Here is a 14,905-nt window from a genome sequence, read left to right as displayed (position 1 = left end):
AGATTATGTCCGGGTGATGGGACAGGCGGTAAAACGCATCATTTCGCCCAGCGTCCGGGTTACCTGTTTCAGCGCGTACTCAACGGCGGAAACATCGCCCGTCAGTACCACGGCGCCGGTAAAACGGTCGAGAAAACCAATCTCTACCGCCCCGGATTTCGTGGCGATATCACAGGCGATGATTGAGGCTTCGCTGGGGGTAATCGTCAGAATACCGATTGCGGAAACCGACTCTGGTAATCCCAGTTTCTTGAACAAATCTTTACCCGGATTAGCGATAAGATGCGCCAACGTAACCTGCTTGCCAGGAACATATTCCTGAATCATACGATCCGTGGTGGGTTGTCTTTCCATTATCCCTCCACCATCTGTCGCCACATGCTTTCATGCGGACGAGGGATGACCGAACGGTAAACCAACAGGCCTTTATCACCCGCACTTTCACTGGCAACTGTCACTGCGTTATTCACATCAGACACATCGCCAGCGACAACCATGTAGCACTTGCCGCCAATACCAAATGCCATATGGACGCGTACCAGCGTGACATTGGAGGCTTTAACCGCACGGTCGGCGGCGCAGATGCAGGCCGCAACGCTCCATGTTTCAACAATGCCAACGGCCTGACGCTTATCCACGCTGTTAAGTCCACTGATCGCAGGAAGTACGCTGGCGTGAATGTTGGGTAATACCAGACTATCAACGAGCATATCGCCAGCAAGAGAAGTTCCGGTGGCGATCGCCTGTTGTACTGCGCCTACGTCACCACCGAGCATGAGCAGAAATTTGCCCGGGCAGATGGTCTTGCTGACCAGTAAATTCACATTCGCGCTTTTTAACATGGCATCGCCAGCTTCCATTCCTTTGGCAATGCTGGTGAGTTCTAAAATCCCTATAGCCTGAGACATGATTAACCTCTTATTACCGTGATGGATTGCTCAGTAATTTCGCTGACAATACCGTCAATACTGGCGTGGACAGGTGCGCCTAATGCACCGGACGGCACATCGGCAACGCATTGACCGCGAACAATGTGTTCGCCCTGCTGTACGCATGGGATGGCGCTGGCACCAATATGCTGGCGTAGCAACAGCGTCGTTTTATCCGTGGGATAATCAGTCTCAGTCAGTGGCGCATCGTGATACCAGTCGCTAAGGCCCAGTTTGGTAATAAGGCGCTTCACCGGAATAAGCCGATACTTCGCCATTTCATCCTCAGGATTCAATGGCCCTTCATAACGATGGTTGAGCGCCCGTAGCTCGCGTTTAAGCATGCGGTTGATTCGCATCGGTGAAATCCCAACCGGACAGGCTACGCTTTCACATACATTGCATTCTGAACAGGTCAGGGCTGTGAGCAGTAACTGCGGTGTGGCCGCCTGCTGATAATTAACCGCGCGAACCAGCAGGTGCGGCGATAATTCATGGCCGATCAAATGTCTTGGGCACAAATCCGTACACAACCGACACTGCTCGCAAACGGTTTTTGCGACGGAAAGCACGGTGCGTTCATCCTGCATCCGCCGCTGAATCAACGCATGAGACTTTGGTAAAACCAGCAGTCCCCCGGTGGTCTTGCTGACTGGGGTATCCAGTGAGGTAATCAGGCCGCCCATCATCGGACCACCGTTAATAAAACCGGGATCGTCAACGGTAACACCACCGGCCAACGCCAGAACCTCACGTAAAGACATTCCGATAGGGACGGTCAGAGTGATTGGTCTGGCGACCGCGCCGTTAACGGTCAGGGTACGACGCGTAACCGGGTATTGCTGCTCAACGGCTCTGGCGATGTTGAGCACCGTCTGGACGTTATTGACCACCACGCCGACGCTGACCGGCAGCGCGGCAGGCGGAACTCGCCGGCCCGTTGCCATCCAGATGGTCAAAACCTCGTCACCAGCCGGGTAGACATCAGGCAAAATATGTAAGCGGATCCCGGCAGGCAGAAGGGGCGTTAACGCATTGATAGCCTTTTGATATTTCTCTTTGAGCGCAATAATACCGGCCCTGGCCCCGGTAGCCGTCATGGCATATTGAACGCCACGGATAAGTCGCTCAGCCTGAACGGCCATCAATTGCTGGTCAACTTTCAGCATCGGTTCACATTCTGCCGCATTGACCAGAAACGTATCGACCTGCGCCTGTAATTTTACGTGAGCAGGAAAGCCTGCGCCTCCGGCCCCGACAACACCCGCTGCGCGAACGCGTTCGCGAATTGTCTGCGCATCATAAAGCGTGGACTCTGCCGTCATGGCTGTCTTCATAATAATTCCTCAAGCAGTTCCTGCATGGCGCTGGCGTCGGCAACACGAGGATTGGTTTGCAGCGTGACATCAGCCAGCGCGGCCTGAACCATCGACGGTATACGTTGTGACCAGGCTTGCTTTCCGTCTTTAAGCGCGTCAGCAAAAGAAGGTAACGCACACTGTTTTTTGAGTAGCTCTATATGACGAATTAGCGCATTCAGTGCCGCCGTATCGTTCGCGTTATCCGGGCATAGGTGGCAGGCTTTAGCGAAACGGGCATAGCGCTTCGCAGCCCGCGGATCGCGGGCATTAAAATGAATGACATGGGTCAGCAGCAGCGCATTGGCAAGTCCGTGGGGCAGATGAAACTGGCCGCCCAACTGATGGGCAATCGCATGATTGATACCCAGACCAGCCTGACTGAATGCCATTCCCGCGAGCGTTGACGCGTTGTGCATTTTTCCTCTGGTTGCCAGGCAGTCGCCTTTGCTGACGGCGACAGGCAGGTACTGGAAGACAATTTGTGCCGCTTTTTCAGCCAGCGCATCGGTGAAGTCGCTGGCTTTCGTGGACACGTAAGCCTCCAGCGCATGCGTTAATACGTCCATGCCGGTATTCGCTGTTATGGCTGGTGGAACGCTGACGACCAGCGTCGGATCAAGGATGGCCATGTCCGGATAAAGCGCATTATTAAATAATGGATACTTAATGCCTTTATCCGGATCGCTAATCACGCAGGCGCTGGTCACCTCCGATCCCGTGCCGCTGGTGGTGGGAATTGCAACGCAGGTTTCAATCTCAATACCGAACTGTCGGCTGAACCAGACGATGGCTTTTGCGGCGTCCAGTGCAGAGCCACCGCCAAAACCAATTACGACGTCCGGTCGTAGGGACTGCATTTGCGCAATCCCTTGTACTACCGTGTTAATGGTGGGATCGGGGGTGATATCGCTGAAAATGCTGATGCGGTTATCCGCTGGCAGCGCGTCGCGCAGCTTTTCAATCAGGGGAGAACGCGCGAGAAAACCATCGCAGATAATCCAGATATGCTTATTCGTGAAGCGCTTAAGCACATCCAGGCTTCCCTGGCCGCTGTACAATCGAGTTTGCAGTGAAAAGCTTTTCATAACGGCCCCATTAGCGAATAGAAAAACCGTTTGTCAGCACGCAACGACGAGAGCGTGCGAAAGTGCGCGCAGATGTCGTTCCTTCGCCGGTCGGCGTTGCGATGGTGAAGGTGGTAAAGCCTTCACCACCAACGCCAATCCCAGCATAAGAGGGGCCATTTTTCACAAAAATGGAGGTCTGAAGCGTGCGCGCGGCAAGGTTCAGACGTGACACATTTTGCGAATGCATAATGGCGGTGTGATGCAATCCCTCTTCAACCTTCAGGGCCAACGTTAACGCGCTGTCAAAATCGCTCACCGTTACGATGGGGAGCATTGGCATCAGTTGCTCGCTGGTAACCCATGGGTCGTCAGCCTTGACGATACCTATCAGTAATCGAGGTGCTTTTGCCGGAACCGGTATTCCCGCGGCTTCCAGTAAGGTTGCCGGGCTTTTCCCTACCAGTTGTTTATTGGCTATTCCTTCTGGTAGACAAACTGCGCGCAGTTTGTCTACCTCTTCGCTATTGAGTCGCATCGCGCCAAAAGACTGCATTTGTTGAACCAGTCGTTCGGCAACGGCATCAACAACAATGAGGCTCTTCTCAGCAATGCAGGGGAGGTTGTAATCAAAGGATGCGCCATTGATGATATCTTCCGCCGCCTTAACCAGGTCGGCTGTTTCATCAACAATGCAGGGAGGATTGCCTGCGCCTGCGCCAATGACTTTTTTCCCGCTTTTCATGCCCATAGCAACAATGCCTGGACCACCGGTAATCGCCAGAACTGCGATTTTAGGGTGCGCCATCATCTGCTGGGTAGCCTCAAAAGTGGGTTCTGTGACCGTGACGACAAGATTCCGAATCCCGCAGCAGCGAAAAGCAATATCTTCAATCATGGTAATCAGCTTCAGTGAGACCGCTTTTGCACCTGGATGTGGGCTAAAATAAACGCTATTTCCCGCAGCCAGCATACTGATGCTGTTGTTAATAATGGTTTCCGTCGGGTTGGTGCTGGGGGCGACGGAACCAATCACGCCAAAGGGTGAATACTCGAATAACACCATGCCGCCGTCACCGGTAAGCGCCGTAGTGGTGAGATCTTCGATACCCGGGGTATTATCCAACGCAGCTTTATTTTTAAGGAACTTATCCTCTTTGTTGCCCATTCCCGTTTCGGCAGCGCTTTCAGCAGCCAATGAAGCAAGGTGAGGCGTCAGCTCTTCTCGCAGGGCGTTAATGATGGCGCTGCGGGTTTTCAATGGACATTGCTGATAACGCAGAAAAGCCTGATGAGCGGCATCGATCGCTTCGCTAACGGACGGAAAAATTCCATTACCCTTAACTTCTGCTTTTGCCGGGGCAAGTTGCTCACTCAAAATGTTACGAATAAGGGTTTCAAGTTCTGAAGTGTTCATTGATGTGTTCTCACGTTAATTGCCGCAATGGCCGTTTCTGCAATGTCCATATCCTGCTCAACGCTTCCCCCGCTGATGCCAAGACCCCCAAGGAGTAACCCCTCACGCCATAATGCGTACCCGCCACCGAAGGTGACGACTTTTCCCTGCATATGGCTTTCCAGACCGTAAAGCGCGGCGCCTGGCTGCACTGCCGATGTCAGCTCATGCGTGGCGGTTTTCATTGCCACGGCGGTCCAGGCTTTTTTCGGTGCCAGTTCGCTACTGACGAGTAATGCGTCAGGCATGCGCCAGGTCACCGTTTGGGTCCCATTCGCATCAACAATGCTGATGACGACCGGAACCTGAAGTTCTTCTGCTCTCGTTACCGCAGCGCGAATGAGTTGGTGGAGTTCCTGAAAAGACAGAGACATAGCCGGCTCCCTGGTGGCTGATGTACGGATGGCTGCGAGATAACGCTCCGCCACTTTCTGAATAATGTTGTTTTGATGGGCGTCATGATCTTCTGCTCGTGCAAGCGCATATAAGCAGTCGGAGAGGCGATTGATATAACGCATCAGCACGTGTCTGACGGAAATCTCGGTGGAGAGTTCGACCAGTCGCCTCTCTGCGCGGCGGGCCAGCGTGCGGGCAAAGTGCAGACGGCTGGCGGCTTCGCTGCGGCCAGGTAAAATAAAGCTGCGTAGGGGGGGCACTCTCCCCATCGCGGTATCGATGGCGGCCTCCAGCGCGGCAATTTCTTCTGAGCTGATGTAGCGCTGCTCTGGCGCTGGCTTTTCGCTTTCGCTTGCCAGCTCGGCGCTGAACCAAAAAAGCTGCAGTTGAATGTTTTCGAGTAACTGGCGGTGCTGCGGGTTTTTCGCTGCGCAAACACACAGGCTAAGCGCCGCATTAAGTTCGTCCAGCGTACCGTAAGCCTCGACGCGCGGGTGCGTTTTGCTCACGCGTTGCCCGGTAAAGAGGGCCGTTGTGCCGGCATCGCCAGTGCGGGTATAAATCGCCATAGTTCCTCCTAACGAGAAAGCGTGTCGACAATGCCGACGATAGCCAGATCGATGGCCTCATTAGGGCCGGAAAAAACGTGTCTGGCGCTGGAGCCACTGCTGAGTAATACCAGTTCTCCAGTTCCAGCGCCGACAGAATCAACCGCGACTTCATCTCCACTCACAGGGGACGCGGGAAGCTCTCCGTCCGCACTCACCCGACGTACCAGCAACAGTTTCTTCCCCACCAGTGATGGGGATTTTTGCGTGGAAACCACAACGCCTGTAACCCGTGCCAGATGCATAGCTCACTCCTGCTTAATTAATTGGACATTTCGCGTACCGACGGCGTCCTGAGCCAGAGCCGTCACGACACATCGACGACGTAGCACCAGAACGCCCCCTTTCAGTTGGGCGACGTCGGCATAGCTGAGAAGTTTGTCAGGATGCAAAACGATGATTCGCCCCAGCTCGTCACTGAACTCCAGAGGCAGACGCGCGAGTTTTCTAACGGGGATTGCGGGTAACAATCGGTGTTGTAGTGAAATTTTCACGCGGACTCCGCATGCCAGTGCTTCGTGGATCGTTACCACCGACATGTTGTCCGCGCAGCCCTCGGCAATTTGCTCCAGCAATGGCAGGTCCGCCTGCAGGAGGTGGAGCGACGAGTACTGGCAGCACAATGTCCGTGGTTCGATTTCCCGTAACTGCGCGACGCTAAGCGAGAGCGTGCTTTCCGCGCGTTTTTTTAATCGGGAAACAACCTCCTCGATAATGCGTTGCAGCAGTTCGTTGTTCATCGTGGGCTCACCAGTGTGGCAAATGCCTGCGGATTATCTGCGCCCGCAGCATTGGCTTCGTCGGTATCGATATGCATCTCAAGGCGCATATCCGGCGAAACGCGTACGGCGACGTTATCGAAAATCAGTCGACGTTCATCGCCATTAATGGCAACAGAGACTTTATCGCCATGGGAAACGCGCAGGATTAGGGCATCGAGCGGCGACATATGGATATGGCGTTGGGCGACGATTACCCCGGATGCTAAGTCCAGTTCAGCAAATGGACTGATAAGGCGAACGCCTGGCGTGCCCTCGATACTGCCTGACATCCGTAGTGGAGCAGCAATTCCCAACGTACGAGCGTCGGTACGAGAAATTTCGACCTGACTGGTGCTACGCAGTGGGCCGAGTAAGCGCACATTTTTTAACTGACCTTTTGGTCCCACCAGTGTGACGGTCTGGTCTGCTGCATATTGTCCGGGCTGCAGCAGCTCTTTTTTCTCACTAATAGGGTGATTGGGAAACAAGCGGTCGTAATCTTCAGCGCATAGATGAATATGACGATTAGAGATCCCTAGCGGAATAGGGCGCTCACGCATTTCATCCAGAACTTTGGTGACCGTTGTCTCCAGTTGCTGTTTATCCATCACGCTTCACCTCGTTTGCCTGAGTGCAGACAAAGAGAGCGCGGCTCGCCTTTTTGACGGGGGCAGGCAGGGTCAAGACACAGATTGCAGCTAATCAACTCTGCATCTTGTGGCGCTTCGGGCGCTGCATGGTCCTCAGGCATCTCTTCATGTGGTACGACCGGTGTCGGGGCGGGCGCTGGCTCAGACTCCGGGGTGACGCTATGTGACAGAATGCCATCCCCTGGTCTGGATATGACTTTGTGAGCCACCAGTCCATCTCGCTGGTCAGCGAAACTGACACCGGTGGAAATGGCCGCCTGGACGGAGGCCACATCCCCGATTATCTTGATCACCATCCAGCCTGAACCGTTGGTTTTTTCGAGGCCCACCAGCGTGATGGAGGCGGCTTTCGCCATGACGTCCGCGCAACTGATGGCTAATGCCAGACCACTAACTTCAAGTAATCCCAGTGATTGCTTCACGCTGTGCTCCTTGGTTGCAACGATTTATGCGGATTTAGGTAAAATGGCTTCAACGTCGCTGTGCGGACGTGGGATAACGTGGCAGGATTTCACCTCGCCAACGGCGCTTGCTGCAGCGCTTCCTGCATCTACGGCAGCTTTCACTGCGCCGACATCGCCGCGAACCATAACGGTGATAAGGCCTGAGCCGATTTTTTCGTAACCAACCAACTGCACGTTTGCGGATTTCACCATGGCATCAGCGGCTTCAATAGCGCCGACGAGCCCTTTTGTTTCAACCAGTCCCAGTGCGTTATTCATACTGCTTTTCTCCTGTGGGTTATGAGTGGCATTCCCGAAACGGAATGCCTTTAACCAGCCGCGCAGCGTTATTACCAATGCTGCGTCGGGCATGGTTATCTTGTTGATACGTCAGCGTAAATAGTGGCGCTGATGTGGGTAAGTTTTTATAGTGCACGACCAGTTTTTCGCGACTGCAGCCAATGCCAACCAGCAGTGGCGATTGGCAAGCCGCCAGCCATGCGTTGTGGATAACGTCAGTTGACGGGCTCTCCTGAATCACAAAGGGGATCCCTTCTTCTTCAATACCCAGCAGCACATCACTCCAGACGTCAGTGCATCCAGCAGTGGCGAAGATAACGATGGCTGGCGTGGTGAGATTACTTTCCATGAGCGAATGCCTTGTACCAGGAGAGAATCAGCCCTGTCGCGACCGCGTTGCGCGGACCTTCGGTGCCACGAATGTTGCCGCGCCCGGCAACCAGGCGATAGTGTGCCAGTGCGTCGGTGACCAGTTGCGGAACTTCAAAGTCCAGGGATGAGCCGCCAACCAGCACCACAAAGGGAATATCCCGAATGTTCCCGGTCGGACTCACCTGACGTAGCGCTCTGAGTGCGTTGGTGACGAAAACGCGTTCCTTAGCGCTGCGGCGAATGGCCCGGACTTTCTCCAGCGCCAGTTCGCCTGGCAGTGGCACCAGTTCATCGGGTTTTACTACGCATACGCGGGCAAAAACCGTTGGCGGGAGAGGTGTAGGGAAGAACTGGACGCTGCCATCTTCGTGGCGAAGATGGAACAAGCTCTCGACTTTCGCCAGCGGGTACTTTTTGATCTCTTCAGCGAGATAACGGTCTTCCAGCCCCAGTTCACGGGCAATAATCATCGTGACCATATCGCCCGCACCCGCCAGGTGCGTGGCAATAATTTCGCCTTTCGGGTTGATGATGGAGGCATCGGTCGATCCTGCACCGAGGTCCAGAATAGCCAGTGGCCGCGTCGTGCCGGGGGTGGTTAAGGCCCCCAGAATGGCAGCTTCGGCTTCGGCGCCGCCAACCTGGACGTCAATGTTGAGCTTTTGCGTGATTTCCTGAGCAATCATCGCCATTTGCAGGCGGTCTGATTTCACCATGGAAGCAATGCCGACAGCCTGTTCCAGCGAGAACTCACCGGCTAGTCCGCCGGTCACGCTGACGGGAACCGAGGTATCGACTGCCAGCAGGTCCTGAATAAAAATTTCGTGGCTGGGTTTGTTGGTTAATTCAGCCATTGTCTGGCGCACATGCTCCAGCATGCCGCCAATATTGGTGCCAGCCTCTCCGGTGACGTTATCCAGTTTCGGGCATTCGCCAACCGCTTTCATAATCGCTTCAGCGCCAGCTGCAACGTCGACCCGTACGGTACGACCCTGCGACTGTAGCTCCAGATTTCCGGCAGGAATGGCTCGTGCTTTCACATCACCTGATGGCGTTTTCACGACCACGGCAGAACGGTTGCCGATCAGCGCCCGCGCCATCGGGACAATGTTTTTAGTTTCGTCGGCGTTGAGGCCAAAAACGGTCGCAATTCCGTAAGGGTTAGAAAGCGTTTCAATGACTTTTCCTGGAATCGCGACCTCAATGGCAGCCAGCATACCTAACGGGATGCGGTCGATATGAAGGACTTCATCGACGATAGGCAAGGGGTGAGTCAGACGATTACTGACCAATACGCCATCGTCCTGCTGCAAAATAACGCCAGTTAACTGGTATCCGGCGCGGACGGAGGCATTAATCATCGTGGCGACATCGGCGAAATCAAATGCCGATGACACCACCAGAATATAGGGCGTATCCGCCGGACGGCTGAGCAGGTCTTCCGGCGTAATAGTGACGCCAACGCCTAATCCGACGCCGCCCGGCGTTTTAGGGTTATGGCCGATCATGGTGGATTCAGTGATGATGGTTTCGGTTATCGTTTCCATCGCGACGTCACCAATGACCGGGGTGGCTTCATTGATACGGATGAGCGAAATATCGCTGACATTGATACCGGCGTTTTTTGCTGCCAGCGAAAGTGCCTCCTGAATACCAAACACATTACGTAATGTGCCTTTAATTCCGGTGGTTTCTGCCAGCGCGCTGCCGGTGATGCTCAGTGCGCCAGACTCATCGAGGGTAGCCAGAGCGACTTCCGTTGATGAGTTGCCTATGTCAATGCCAGCTATATATCGCATGATCCTGTCCCTGAGTTAGTCGTCGCCTTTGAGTTTTTTACGCTCAACGTACAGCGCTGCCGCTTCACGAACGAAAGCTGCACAGATCTTTGCCTGATAACGATTTTCGAGATCATCAGCGATAGCCATCAGCTCGTCTTTCGTTGAGCGGTATGGGCGCAGCGCGTTGTAGATCTCAAGAATGCGATCGTCAGGTACAGCGGTTAGCTCAGCGGCACGCTCGAAGTTCATCGCCAGTCTGTCACGTCCGGCATCTTTGGCGATTTCCGCCTGAAGGCGCAGCGTTTCAGGGGTGATGCGCATGTCCTGCGCCGTCACTTTGTTGCTCAGAACATTTTCGAGCGTGAAGTCATCCAGAGTTTTGTTGGTTGCGGTTTTTACCCACTCAGGATGTTTATTCGCGAGAGGGTAATCCGTGACTTTCGCGGTATGTGCTGATGAACTCGCCGCGGCCGGCGTCGCGGGCTCGCCTTGCAGGCTGTTCATCCGGCTCAGCACATCCCGAACCATCGATTCAATTGCGTCGGTATTCATGGAGTTATCCTTTATCAAAGCGCCACGCGCAGTTCCTGCGGGTTTTTGCCCGTCACGACGTATTTGGTCTCTTTAATGTGCAGAATGGCCGATTTCGCCTGGTACTTAGGACGAGCCATCTGGTCATTCAGAGTAGGGACCGGTTGCGGAGATTCACGCTTGGCATAACGCGCGGCGTTTTTACCGATCTGACGATAGGTTTCCAGTGTGAGAAGTGGTGCCTGAGGGAACAGCTCCAGGTTAGAAAGCGGCGGTAACCCCTGCTGGTGGATAACCGTGGTGCCTTTTGACTGGATGCCGATAGAGATCCCGGAACCGCTCAGACGGTTACCTTCCACGGCGACAAATGCCACATCGGAGGATTTAAAGCAGCGGATAACGCGCGCTTTAATGCCTTCTTCTTCAATACCCGCAATCACTTCGCGCAAGATGTTCTTATGCGGGATCCCTACGATATTGACGGTTTGCGACAGTCCAAACGCGGGACCTACGGCAATAATCACTTCGTCCTGCTGCTGGCCTTGTTTGGCTTCGCCAATCTCGGTCAGAAAGCTGTCGCCCTGCGCCGCTGCAGCCTGTGGCGCGCTAGCCGCTGTCGATGCGCGGAATGAGACGGGTTTGTCGCTGGTTTGCATTTCAGACAGTACGTCTTCAATTATCTGGCGCAGCAGCTTTTCATTGATTTCCATTTTTCACCCCTTAGCCAAGTTCGTTGGGATCAAGTGCGCCAGGGATGTTTTTGATCTCTTCCCAGCGTTCGCCTTGTAGGCGATAACCTGTTGCCGGACCGGCATAGTCATTGACGTCATTTACTGCGGATAGCACCTGTCCGTCGCCAACGATAATGGCGGAGGTATGCAGATAATCCCCGGTTAACTTGGCTTTCTGGATGTTGAGCATGTCCTGAGCGACATCGGTAAACCCGCCCTGAGCAAGGGCTTTCACCACTTCCAGACCGTTACGGTTTTTATTGATGATCTCTTGCGCAAACTTGATATCTTCAACGATGTTTCGCTCCGGCATATCTTTCGAACCGTGGGCGTAAGTCGCCGCTTCCACTTCTTCATCAGTGATTGGCGGTAATCCCATCCCGGCAAAGACGGCCTGCAGTGCACGTGCCGCTTTATTACGAATGGCGATAACGTCTTCTTCACGAACCGGACGCAGACCCCCATCTACCTTGAGGTCTCGCTGGAGAACGTTGTAGTCGTCAAAATCTTCGGCATCCTCGTTCGAACCCGCAAACATGTTGTCGTAGTTCGGCACAGCGGAATAACCGGAAGAGATGAAGTCAGTACCCGGCAGGAACTGCATCAGCAGGCGGGCAGTACGACGCATATCCGAGTGGGTAAAGGTTTGGTCGTTGCTGGAGGCACACTCCAGATCCAGGGAGGAACAGATCAGGTTTTCAGCTAACACCGCACGAATGCCTGACGGCACAGCGGAAGGCACGCCGATGCAGCTTACTGAACCATTTTGTAAACCCTGTACGCCAGCGGCTTTGGTGATGTAAATACAGCGGGCTTCGAGATAAAGCATCGATTTACCTTCGGCGTAACCCATCTGAACTTCTGAGCCAGAACCGGAGGTAAAGCGCATTTTCAGACCGCGTGAGGCGTAGGAAGAGGCGAGGAAACCTTTCGACCATGGCGTGTCATCGCCGTCGGTAAATACGGGTTCAGTACCATAGACAGAGATGGTTTCCGCGTAACAGGTGTGGCCTAACATACCGAGTTTAAGTTCGGTCGCTTCTTCCAGCGAGCACTGGGTTAATACGCCAGGGCGCCCAACCTGTGAGCCGACTAACAGCGCAATGGCGTTAAAGGGTGCATAACGCGCAACGGCAACCGTCGTTTCCTGTTCGTCAAATCCGCGCCAGGCGCCTTCAGCCGCATCAGCGGCAATCTGCACCGGATTATCTTTAACGTTAGTGACGTGCGCCTGCTGAGACGGTGTACGGCGAGCACGCATTTTCTGCATGGCCATCATCATCTCAACGACGTTCATATGGGACACCACTTCGACAATTTTTGCCGGGGTCATTGCGGTGGTCAGCGGCACAATGTCTTTGCGCTTCACGTTAGGGTCGCAAAGCATATTGGCAAGTTTTACTGAGTCCATCGCCATGACTTCTTCAGCGCGCGCCAGGTTAATGCCATAGCGGGCAATGAAATGGTCAATTAAGTCAAATTCACTGGCGGATTTTCCGTCCAGTTCTGTGACTGTACCGTTGACGATTTTAATCGACGGTTTAGGGTCGTTCGGGCTTTCCATTGCAATGAAGCCTTCTTCGATCCACTCCTTAACGAAGCCATCCTGATTCACAGGGCGCTTCGCCAGTGCTTCAAATCTTTTCGATCTCATGAATCAGCCTCACTGATATCAGATGTAGGACGGACGATCGTTTTTCGGTTCTGAGCCGAGGGTCCCGAGTACGGTTTTACCGATTTCGCGGGCGGAGATAACGGCCTGACGCACAGCGCCGGAATCGCCTGAAATGACCAGAATGGCTTCGTTACTGAAGCTGGTGCCATGAGCAGGGGAGCTGTAGGCCACTACTTCCACGTTGGCGGATTTCAGCGCAGTATCAGCCATCAGGACACCAACGGATGCCGGGGCGCCGACGATCACGCCACAGGCACGGCCAATCGGTGCACCAAAGGCTTTTTCCAGCGCGTAGCTGGCGCGTGCGGTGTATTGCATCTCGATGTGACCGGCTTCGTTGGCATACACATCGCCAAAGGTGCGATCCAGTTCTTTCAGCGCAACCTCAATTCCGCGTTTCACGTCGGAAACATCGTTGCCGCCGAGAATAATCAGCGAACCGTGACCCGCGCCGCCTTTGGTATCACGTGGCAACTCAATACTGACGACTTCAGTATTGGTGGCTTTTACCGCTTCATCTGCGGCCATGATGTGCGGGCCTGCACCAGTACGCGCGCCAAGGATGCCAATGGAGCGATACCGTTTTTCAAGTTTCATTGCGTCCAGTAGGGCGCTGTCCACGTTGGCGATTACCAGACCGACGGTGTCGCCAATCGCAGTACCGACAAACTCCGTTAAACTGCAGCTTTTCTCTGCCATAGCCGTTTCTCGTGTTGGAGGATTATTTTCAGGGATAGCCTGCTGTTCCGGCGTTGCCACGCGAGCAATCACCTGCGCCATGATCTGATCAACCAGCTCATTGCTGCTCATTAGCTAATTCCCTTCGGTAAGATTTTTTCTACATCGGTGTGAGGGCGTGGGATGACGTGTACGGCTTTCACTTCTCCCACATTACGTGCTGCGGCGGCACCTGCATCTGTTGCTGCTTTGACTGCGCCAACATCGCCGCGGACAATGACTGTTACCAGCCCCGAACCAATTTTTTCGTAGCCGACCAGCATTACATTGGCTGACTTCACCATTGCATCTGCGGCCTCTATGGCTGCAGTTAAGCCTTTGGTTTCTACCATTCCTAACGCTTCTTGTTGCATAAAGACCTCGCCTGGGTTGTCCCGATGTTCATGACTATAAAAAGAAGCGAGGAAAAAGAATGGCTGACTTGAAATTGATAGTGAAAAAATAATAGAGGTAAGGTGATATAAAATTGCTATTAATTATTTTAACTTGTTGTTTTTAATGACTATATTGAATCTCATTGATATGATTATTTAGTTATGTCAGTTCCACATTTACACTTTTTCTGGTGACATTATAAATATCATTTGCTATGCGAAAAAAAAGAAATTGTGATGGTGGTTTGAAAACGGATTTCTGCTAATAGCAATATTTTATTGTTTTGAAAATGTCCGTGTAATACGCGAAATCCCGATTGTCTCTAATGTTTTAATAAAGTGCGTAGCAAGAATTTGCTATTGCGCCACGATTTTAAAGGGCAAGCTATCCGCAGAATGCCAACAATTTGCTGATACGGCCTTTTATAGTAAGCCTCGAAGTATTCTACTTGCCAGTAAGGAGTCCGCTGGTAAAGACACGAACTCTGCTTAGAAGGGGCTTTGTTGAATAAATCAGATTTCGGGTAAGTCTCCCCCGTAGCGGGTTGTGTTTTCAGGCAATACGCACGCTTTCAGGTATACCTGCTTTCGTCATTTTGTTCAGCGCTCGTACCAGGGCCATAGCCTCCGCAACCTGACCATCGTAGTCACGCAGCGTCAGTGAACCCCCGAACAGCTGTTTTACCCGGTACATCGCCGTTTCCGCTATCGAGCGACGGTTGTAATCTGTTGTCC

The 14,905-nt window shown here is 53.4% G+C and carries 18 protein-coding genes and 1 pseudogene; all 19 read right to left on the bottom strand.

The window, feature by feature from the left end; translation table 11 throughout:
- Positions 1 to 3 precede the first annotated feature (3 nt).
- On the bottom strand, positions 4 to 354 hold the full coding sequence (pduU, locus tag B9P82_RS04590) for a propanediol utilization microcompartment protein PduU (RefSeq protein WP_016156881.1): 351 nt from the start codon (positions 352 to 354) through the stop codon (positions 4 to 6).
- Positions 354 to 908 (bottom strand): propanediol utilization microcompartment protein PduT, encoded by a 555-nt coding sequence (gene pduT, locus B9P82_RS04585; RefSeq protein ID WP_101700015.1) that lies wholly within the window; start codon positions 906 to 908, stop codon positions 354 to 356. Before pduT ends, pduU begins: the two co-directional genes overlap by 1 nt.
- Positions 909 to 910: 2 nt before the next feature.
- A complete protein-coding gene (gene pduS, locus B9P82_RS04580; RefSeq protein WP_101700014.1) occupies positions 911 to 2,266 on the bottom strand; it encodes a cobalamin reductase PduS in 1,356 nt (451 codons plus the stop codon).
- A complete protein-coding gene (locus B9P82_RS04575; RefSeq protein ID WP_053389619.1) occupies positions 2,263 to 3,375 on the bottom strand; it encodes a 1-propanol dehydrogenase PduQ in 1,113 nt (370 codons plus the stop codon). Before B9P82_RS04575 ends, pduS begins: the two co-directional genes overlap by 4 nt.
- Before the next feature lie 10 nt (positions 3,376 to 3,385).
- Positions 3,386 to 4,771 carry a CoA-acylating propionaldehyde dehydrogenase PduP gene (gene pduP, locus B9P82_RS04570; protein ID WP_047357934.1) on the bottom strand — a complete coding sequence of 462 codons (1,386 nt, stop codon included), beginning with the start codon at positions 4,769 to 4,771 and terminating at the stop codon, positions 3,386 to 3,388.
- Positions 4,768 to 5,775, bottom strand: coding sequence for a two-domain cob(I)yrinic acid a,c-diamide adenosyltransferase PduO (gene pduO, locus B9P82_RS04565; protein ID WP_101700013.1), 1,008 nt, complete (start codon positions 5,773 to 5,775; stop codon positions 4,768 to 4,770). The genes pduP and pduO overlap by 4 nt, the downstream gene beginning before the upstream one ends.
- A gap of 8 nt (positions 5,776 to 5,783) precedes the next feature.
- Entirely contained in the window at positions 5,784 to 6,059 is a 276-nt protein-coding gene (locus B9P82_RS04560; RefSeq protein WP_003030211.1) for a EutN/CcmL family microcompartment protein, read from the bottom strand.
- Between the two features lie 3 nt (positions 6,060 to 6,062).
- Positions 6,063 to 6,554, bottom strand: coding sequence for a microcompartment protein PduM (gene pduM / locus B9P82_RS04555; protein ID WP_049040282.1), 492 nt, complete (start codon positions 6,552 to 6,554; stop codon positions 6,063 to 6,065).
- Positions 6,551 to 7,183 carry a phosphate propanoyltransferase gene (locus tag B9P82_RS04550; protein ID WP_016153533.1) on the bottom strand — a complete coding sequence of 211 codons (633 nt, stop codon included), beginning with the start codon at positions 7,181 to 7,183 and terminating at the stop codon, positions 6,551 to 6,553. The genes pduM and B9P82_RS04550 overlap by 4 nt, the downstream gene beginning before the upstream one ends.
- Positions 7,183 to 7,647, bottom strand: a complete 465-nt coding sequence (locus B9P82_RS04545; protein WP_094761565.1) for a BMC domain-containing protein — start codon at positions 7,645 to 7,647, stop codon at positions 7,183 to 7,185. Before B9P82_RS04545 ends, B9P82_RS04550 begins: the two co-directional genes overlap by 1 nt.
- Positions 7,648 to 7,671: 24 nt before the next feature.
- Complete coding sequence (pduJ, locus tag B9P82_RS04540) at positions 7,672 to 7,947, bottom strand: propanediol utilization microcompartment protein PduJ (RefSeq protein ID WP_001057752.1); 276 nt, start codon at positions 7,945 to 7,947, stop codon at positions 7,672 to 7,674.
- A gap of 19 nt (positions 7,948 to 7,966) precedes the next feature.
- Positions 7,967 to 8,317 carry a glycerol dehydratase reactivase beta/small subunit family protein gene (locus tag B9P82_RS04535; protein ID WP_016156873.1) on the bottom strand — a complete coding sequence of 117 codons (351 nt, stop codon included), beginning with the start codon at positions 8,315 to 8,317 and terminating at the stop codon, positions 7,967 to 7,969.
- Complete coding sequence (locus B9P82_RS04530; RefSeq protein ID WP_019077098.1) at positions 8,307 to 10,139, bottom strand: diol dehydratase reactivase subunit alpha; 1,833 nt, start codon at positions 10,137 to 10,139, stop codon at positions 8,307 to 8,309. Before B9P82_RS04530 ends, B9P82_RS04535 begins: the two co-directional genes overlap by 11 nt.
- Before the next feature lie 15 nt (positions 10,140 to 10,154).
- Positions 10,155 to 10,673, bottom strand: a complete 519-nt coding sequence (pduE, locus tag B9P82_RS04525; protein WP_016156871.1) for a propanediol dehydratase small subunit PduE — start codon at positions 10,671 to 10,673, stop codon at positions 10,155 to 10,157.
- A 14-nt stretch (positions 10,674 to 10,687) separates the two neighbouring features.
- Complete coding sequence (pduD, locus tag B9P82_RS04520; RefSeq protein ID WP_003844241.1) at positions 10,688 to 11,362, bottom strand: propanediol dehydratase medium subunit PduD; 675 nt, start codon at positions 11,360 to 11,362, stop codon at positions 10,688 to 10,690.
- Positions 11,363 to 11,372: 10 nt separating this feature from the next.
- Complete coding sequence (pduC, locus tag B9P82_RS04515) at positions 11,373 to 13,037, bottom strand: propanediol dehydratase large subunit PduC (RefSeq protein ID WP_003030249.1); 1,665 nt, start codon at positions 13,035 to 13,037, stop codon at positions 11,373 to 11,375.
- Between the two features lie 18 nt (positions 13,038 to 13,055).
- The gene (pduB, locus tag B9P82_RS04510) at positions 13,056 to 13,868 is read right to left on the bottom strand and encodes a propanediol utilization microcompartment protein PduB (protein WP_016153528.1); all 813 of its coding nucleotides are present in this window, start codon (positions 13,866 to 13,868) and stop codon (positions 13,056 to 13,058) included.
- Positions 13,868 to 14,149: a propanediol utilization microcompartment protein PduA gene (gene pduA, locus B9P82_RS04505; RefSeq protein WP_003030255.1), complete on the bottom strand. Its 282-nt coding sequence runs from the start codon at positions 14,147 to 14,149 to the stop codon at positions 13,868 to 13,870. Before pduA ends, pduB begins: the two co-directional genes overlap by 1 nt.
- 574 nt (positions 14,150 to 14,723) lie before the next feature.
- Positions 14,724 to 14,905 (bottom strand): annotated as a pseudogene (locus B9P82_RS04500) (IS5/IS1182 family transposase); the annotation flags it as partial.

The sequence above is a fragment of the Citrobacter sp. L55 genome (genome assembly GCF_002850715.1).
In the GTDB taxonomy this organism is placed as follows: Bacteria; Pseudomonadota; Gammaproteobacteria; order Enterobacterales; family Enterobacteriaceae; genus Citrobacter; species Citrobacter braakii.
This window is presented reverse-complemented; position numbering and strand designations above follow the sequence as displayed.

Excerpts from the sequence above, each read along its gene's own strand:
- pduT (WP_101700015.1), bottom strand. The coding sequence starts at position 908 with ATGTCTCAGGCTATAGGGATTTTAGAACTCACCAGCATTGCCAAAGGA.
- B9P82_RS04575 (WP_053389619.1), bottom strand. The coding sequence starts at position 3,375 with ATGAAAAGCTTTTCACTGCAAACTCGATTGTACAGCGGCCAGGGAAGC.
- pduA (WP_003030255.1), bottom strand. The coding sequence starts at position 14,149 with ATGCAACAAGAAGCGTTAGGAATGGTAGAAACCAAAGGCTTAACTGCA.
- pduJ (WP_001057752.1), bottom strand. The coding sequence starts at position 7,947 with ATGAATAACGCACTGGGACTGGTTGAAACAAAAGGGCTCGTCGGCGCT.
- pduU (WP_016156881.1), bottom strand. The coding sequence starts at position 354 with ATGGAAAGACAACCCACCACGGATCGTATGATTCAGGAATATGTTCCT.
- B9P82_RS04550 (WP_016153533.1), bottom strand. The coding sequence starts at position 7,183 with ATGGATAAACAGCAACTGGAGACAACGGTCACCAAAGTTCTGGATGAA.
- B9P82_RS04530 (WP_019077098.1), bottom strand. The coding sequence starts at position 10,139 with ATGCGATATATAGCTGGCATTGACATAGGCAACTCATCAACGGAAGTC.
- pduM (WP_049040282.1), bottom strand. The coding sequence starts at position 6,554 with ATGAACAACGAACTGCTGCAACGCATTATCGAGGAGGTTGTTTCCCGA.
- pduP (WP_047357934.1), bottom strand. The coding sequence starts at position 4,771 with ATGAACACTTCAGAACTTGAAACCCTTATTCGTAACATTTTGAGTGAG.
- pduC (WP_003030249.1), bottom strand. The coding sequence starts at position 13,037 with ATGAGATCGAAAAGATTTGAAGCACTGGCGAAGCGCCCTGTGAATCAG.
- pduO (WP_101700013.1), bottom strand. The coding sequence starts at position 5,775 with ATGGCGATTTATACCCGCACTGGCGATGCCGGCACAACGGCCCTCTTT.
- pduS (WP_101700014.1), bottom strand. The coding sequence starts at position 2,266 with ATGAAGACAGCCATGACGGCAGAGTCCACGCTTTATGATGCGCAGACA.
- B9P82_RS04560 (WP_003030211.1), bottom strand. The coding sequence starts at position 6,059 with ATGCATCTGGCACGGGTTACAGGCGTTGTGGTTTCCACGCAAAAATCC.
- pduB (WP_016153528.1), bottom strand. The coding sequence starts at position 13,868 with ATGAGCAGCAATGAGCTGGTTGATCAGATCATGGCGCAGGTGATTGCT.
- pduE (WP_016156871.1), bottom strand. The coding sequence starts at position 10,673 with ATGAATACCGACGCAATTGAATCGATGGTTCGGGATGTGCTGAGCCGG.
- pduD (WP_003844241.1), bottom strand. The coding sequence starts at position 11,362 with ATGGAAATCAATGAAAAGCTGCTGCGCCAGATAATTGAAGACGTACTG.
- B9P82_RS04535 (WP_016156873.1), bottom strand. The coding sequence starts at position 8,317 with ATGGAAAGTAATCTCACCACGCCAGCCATCGTTATCTTCGCCACTGCT.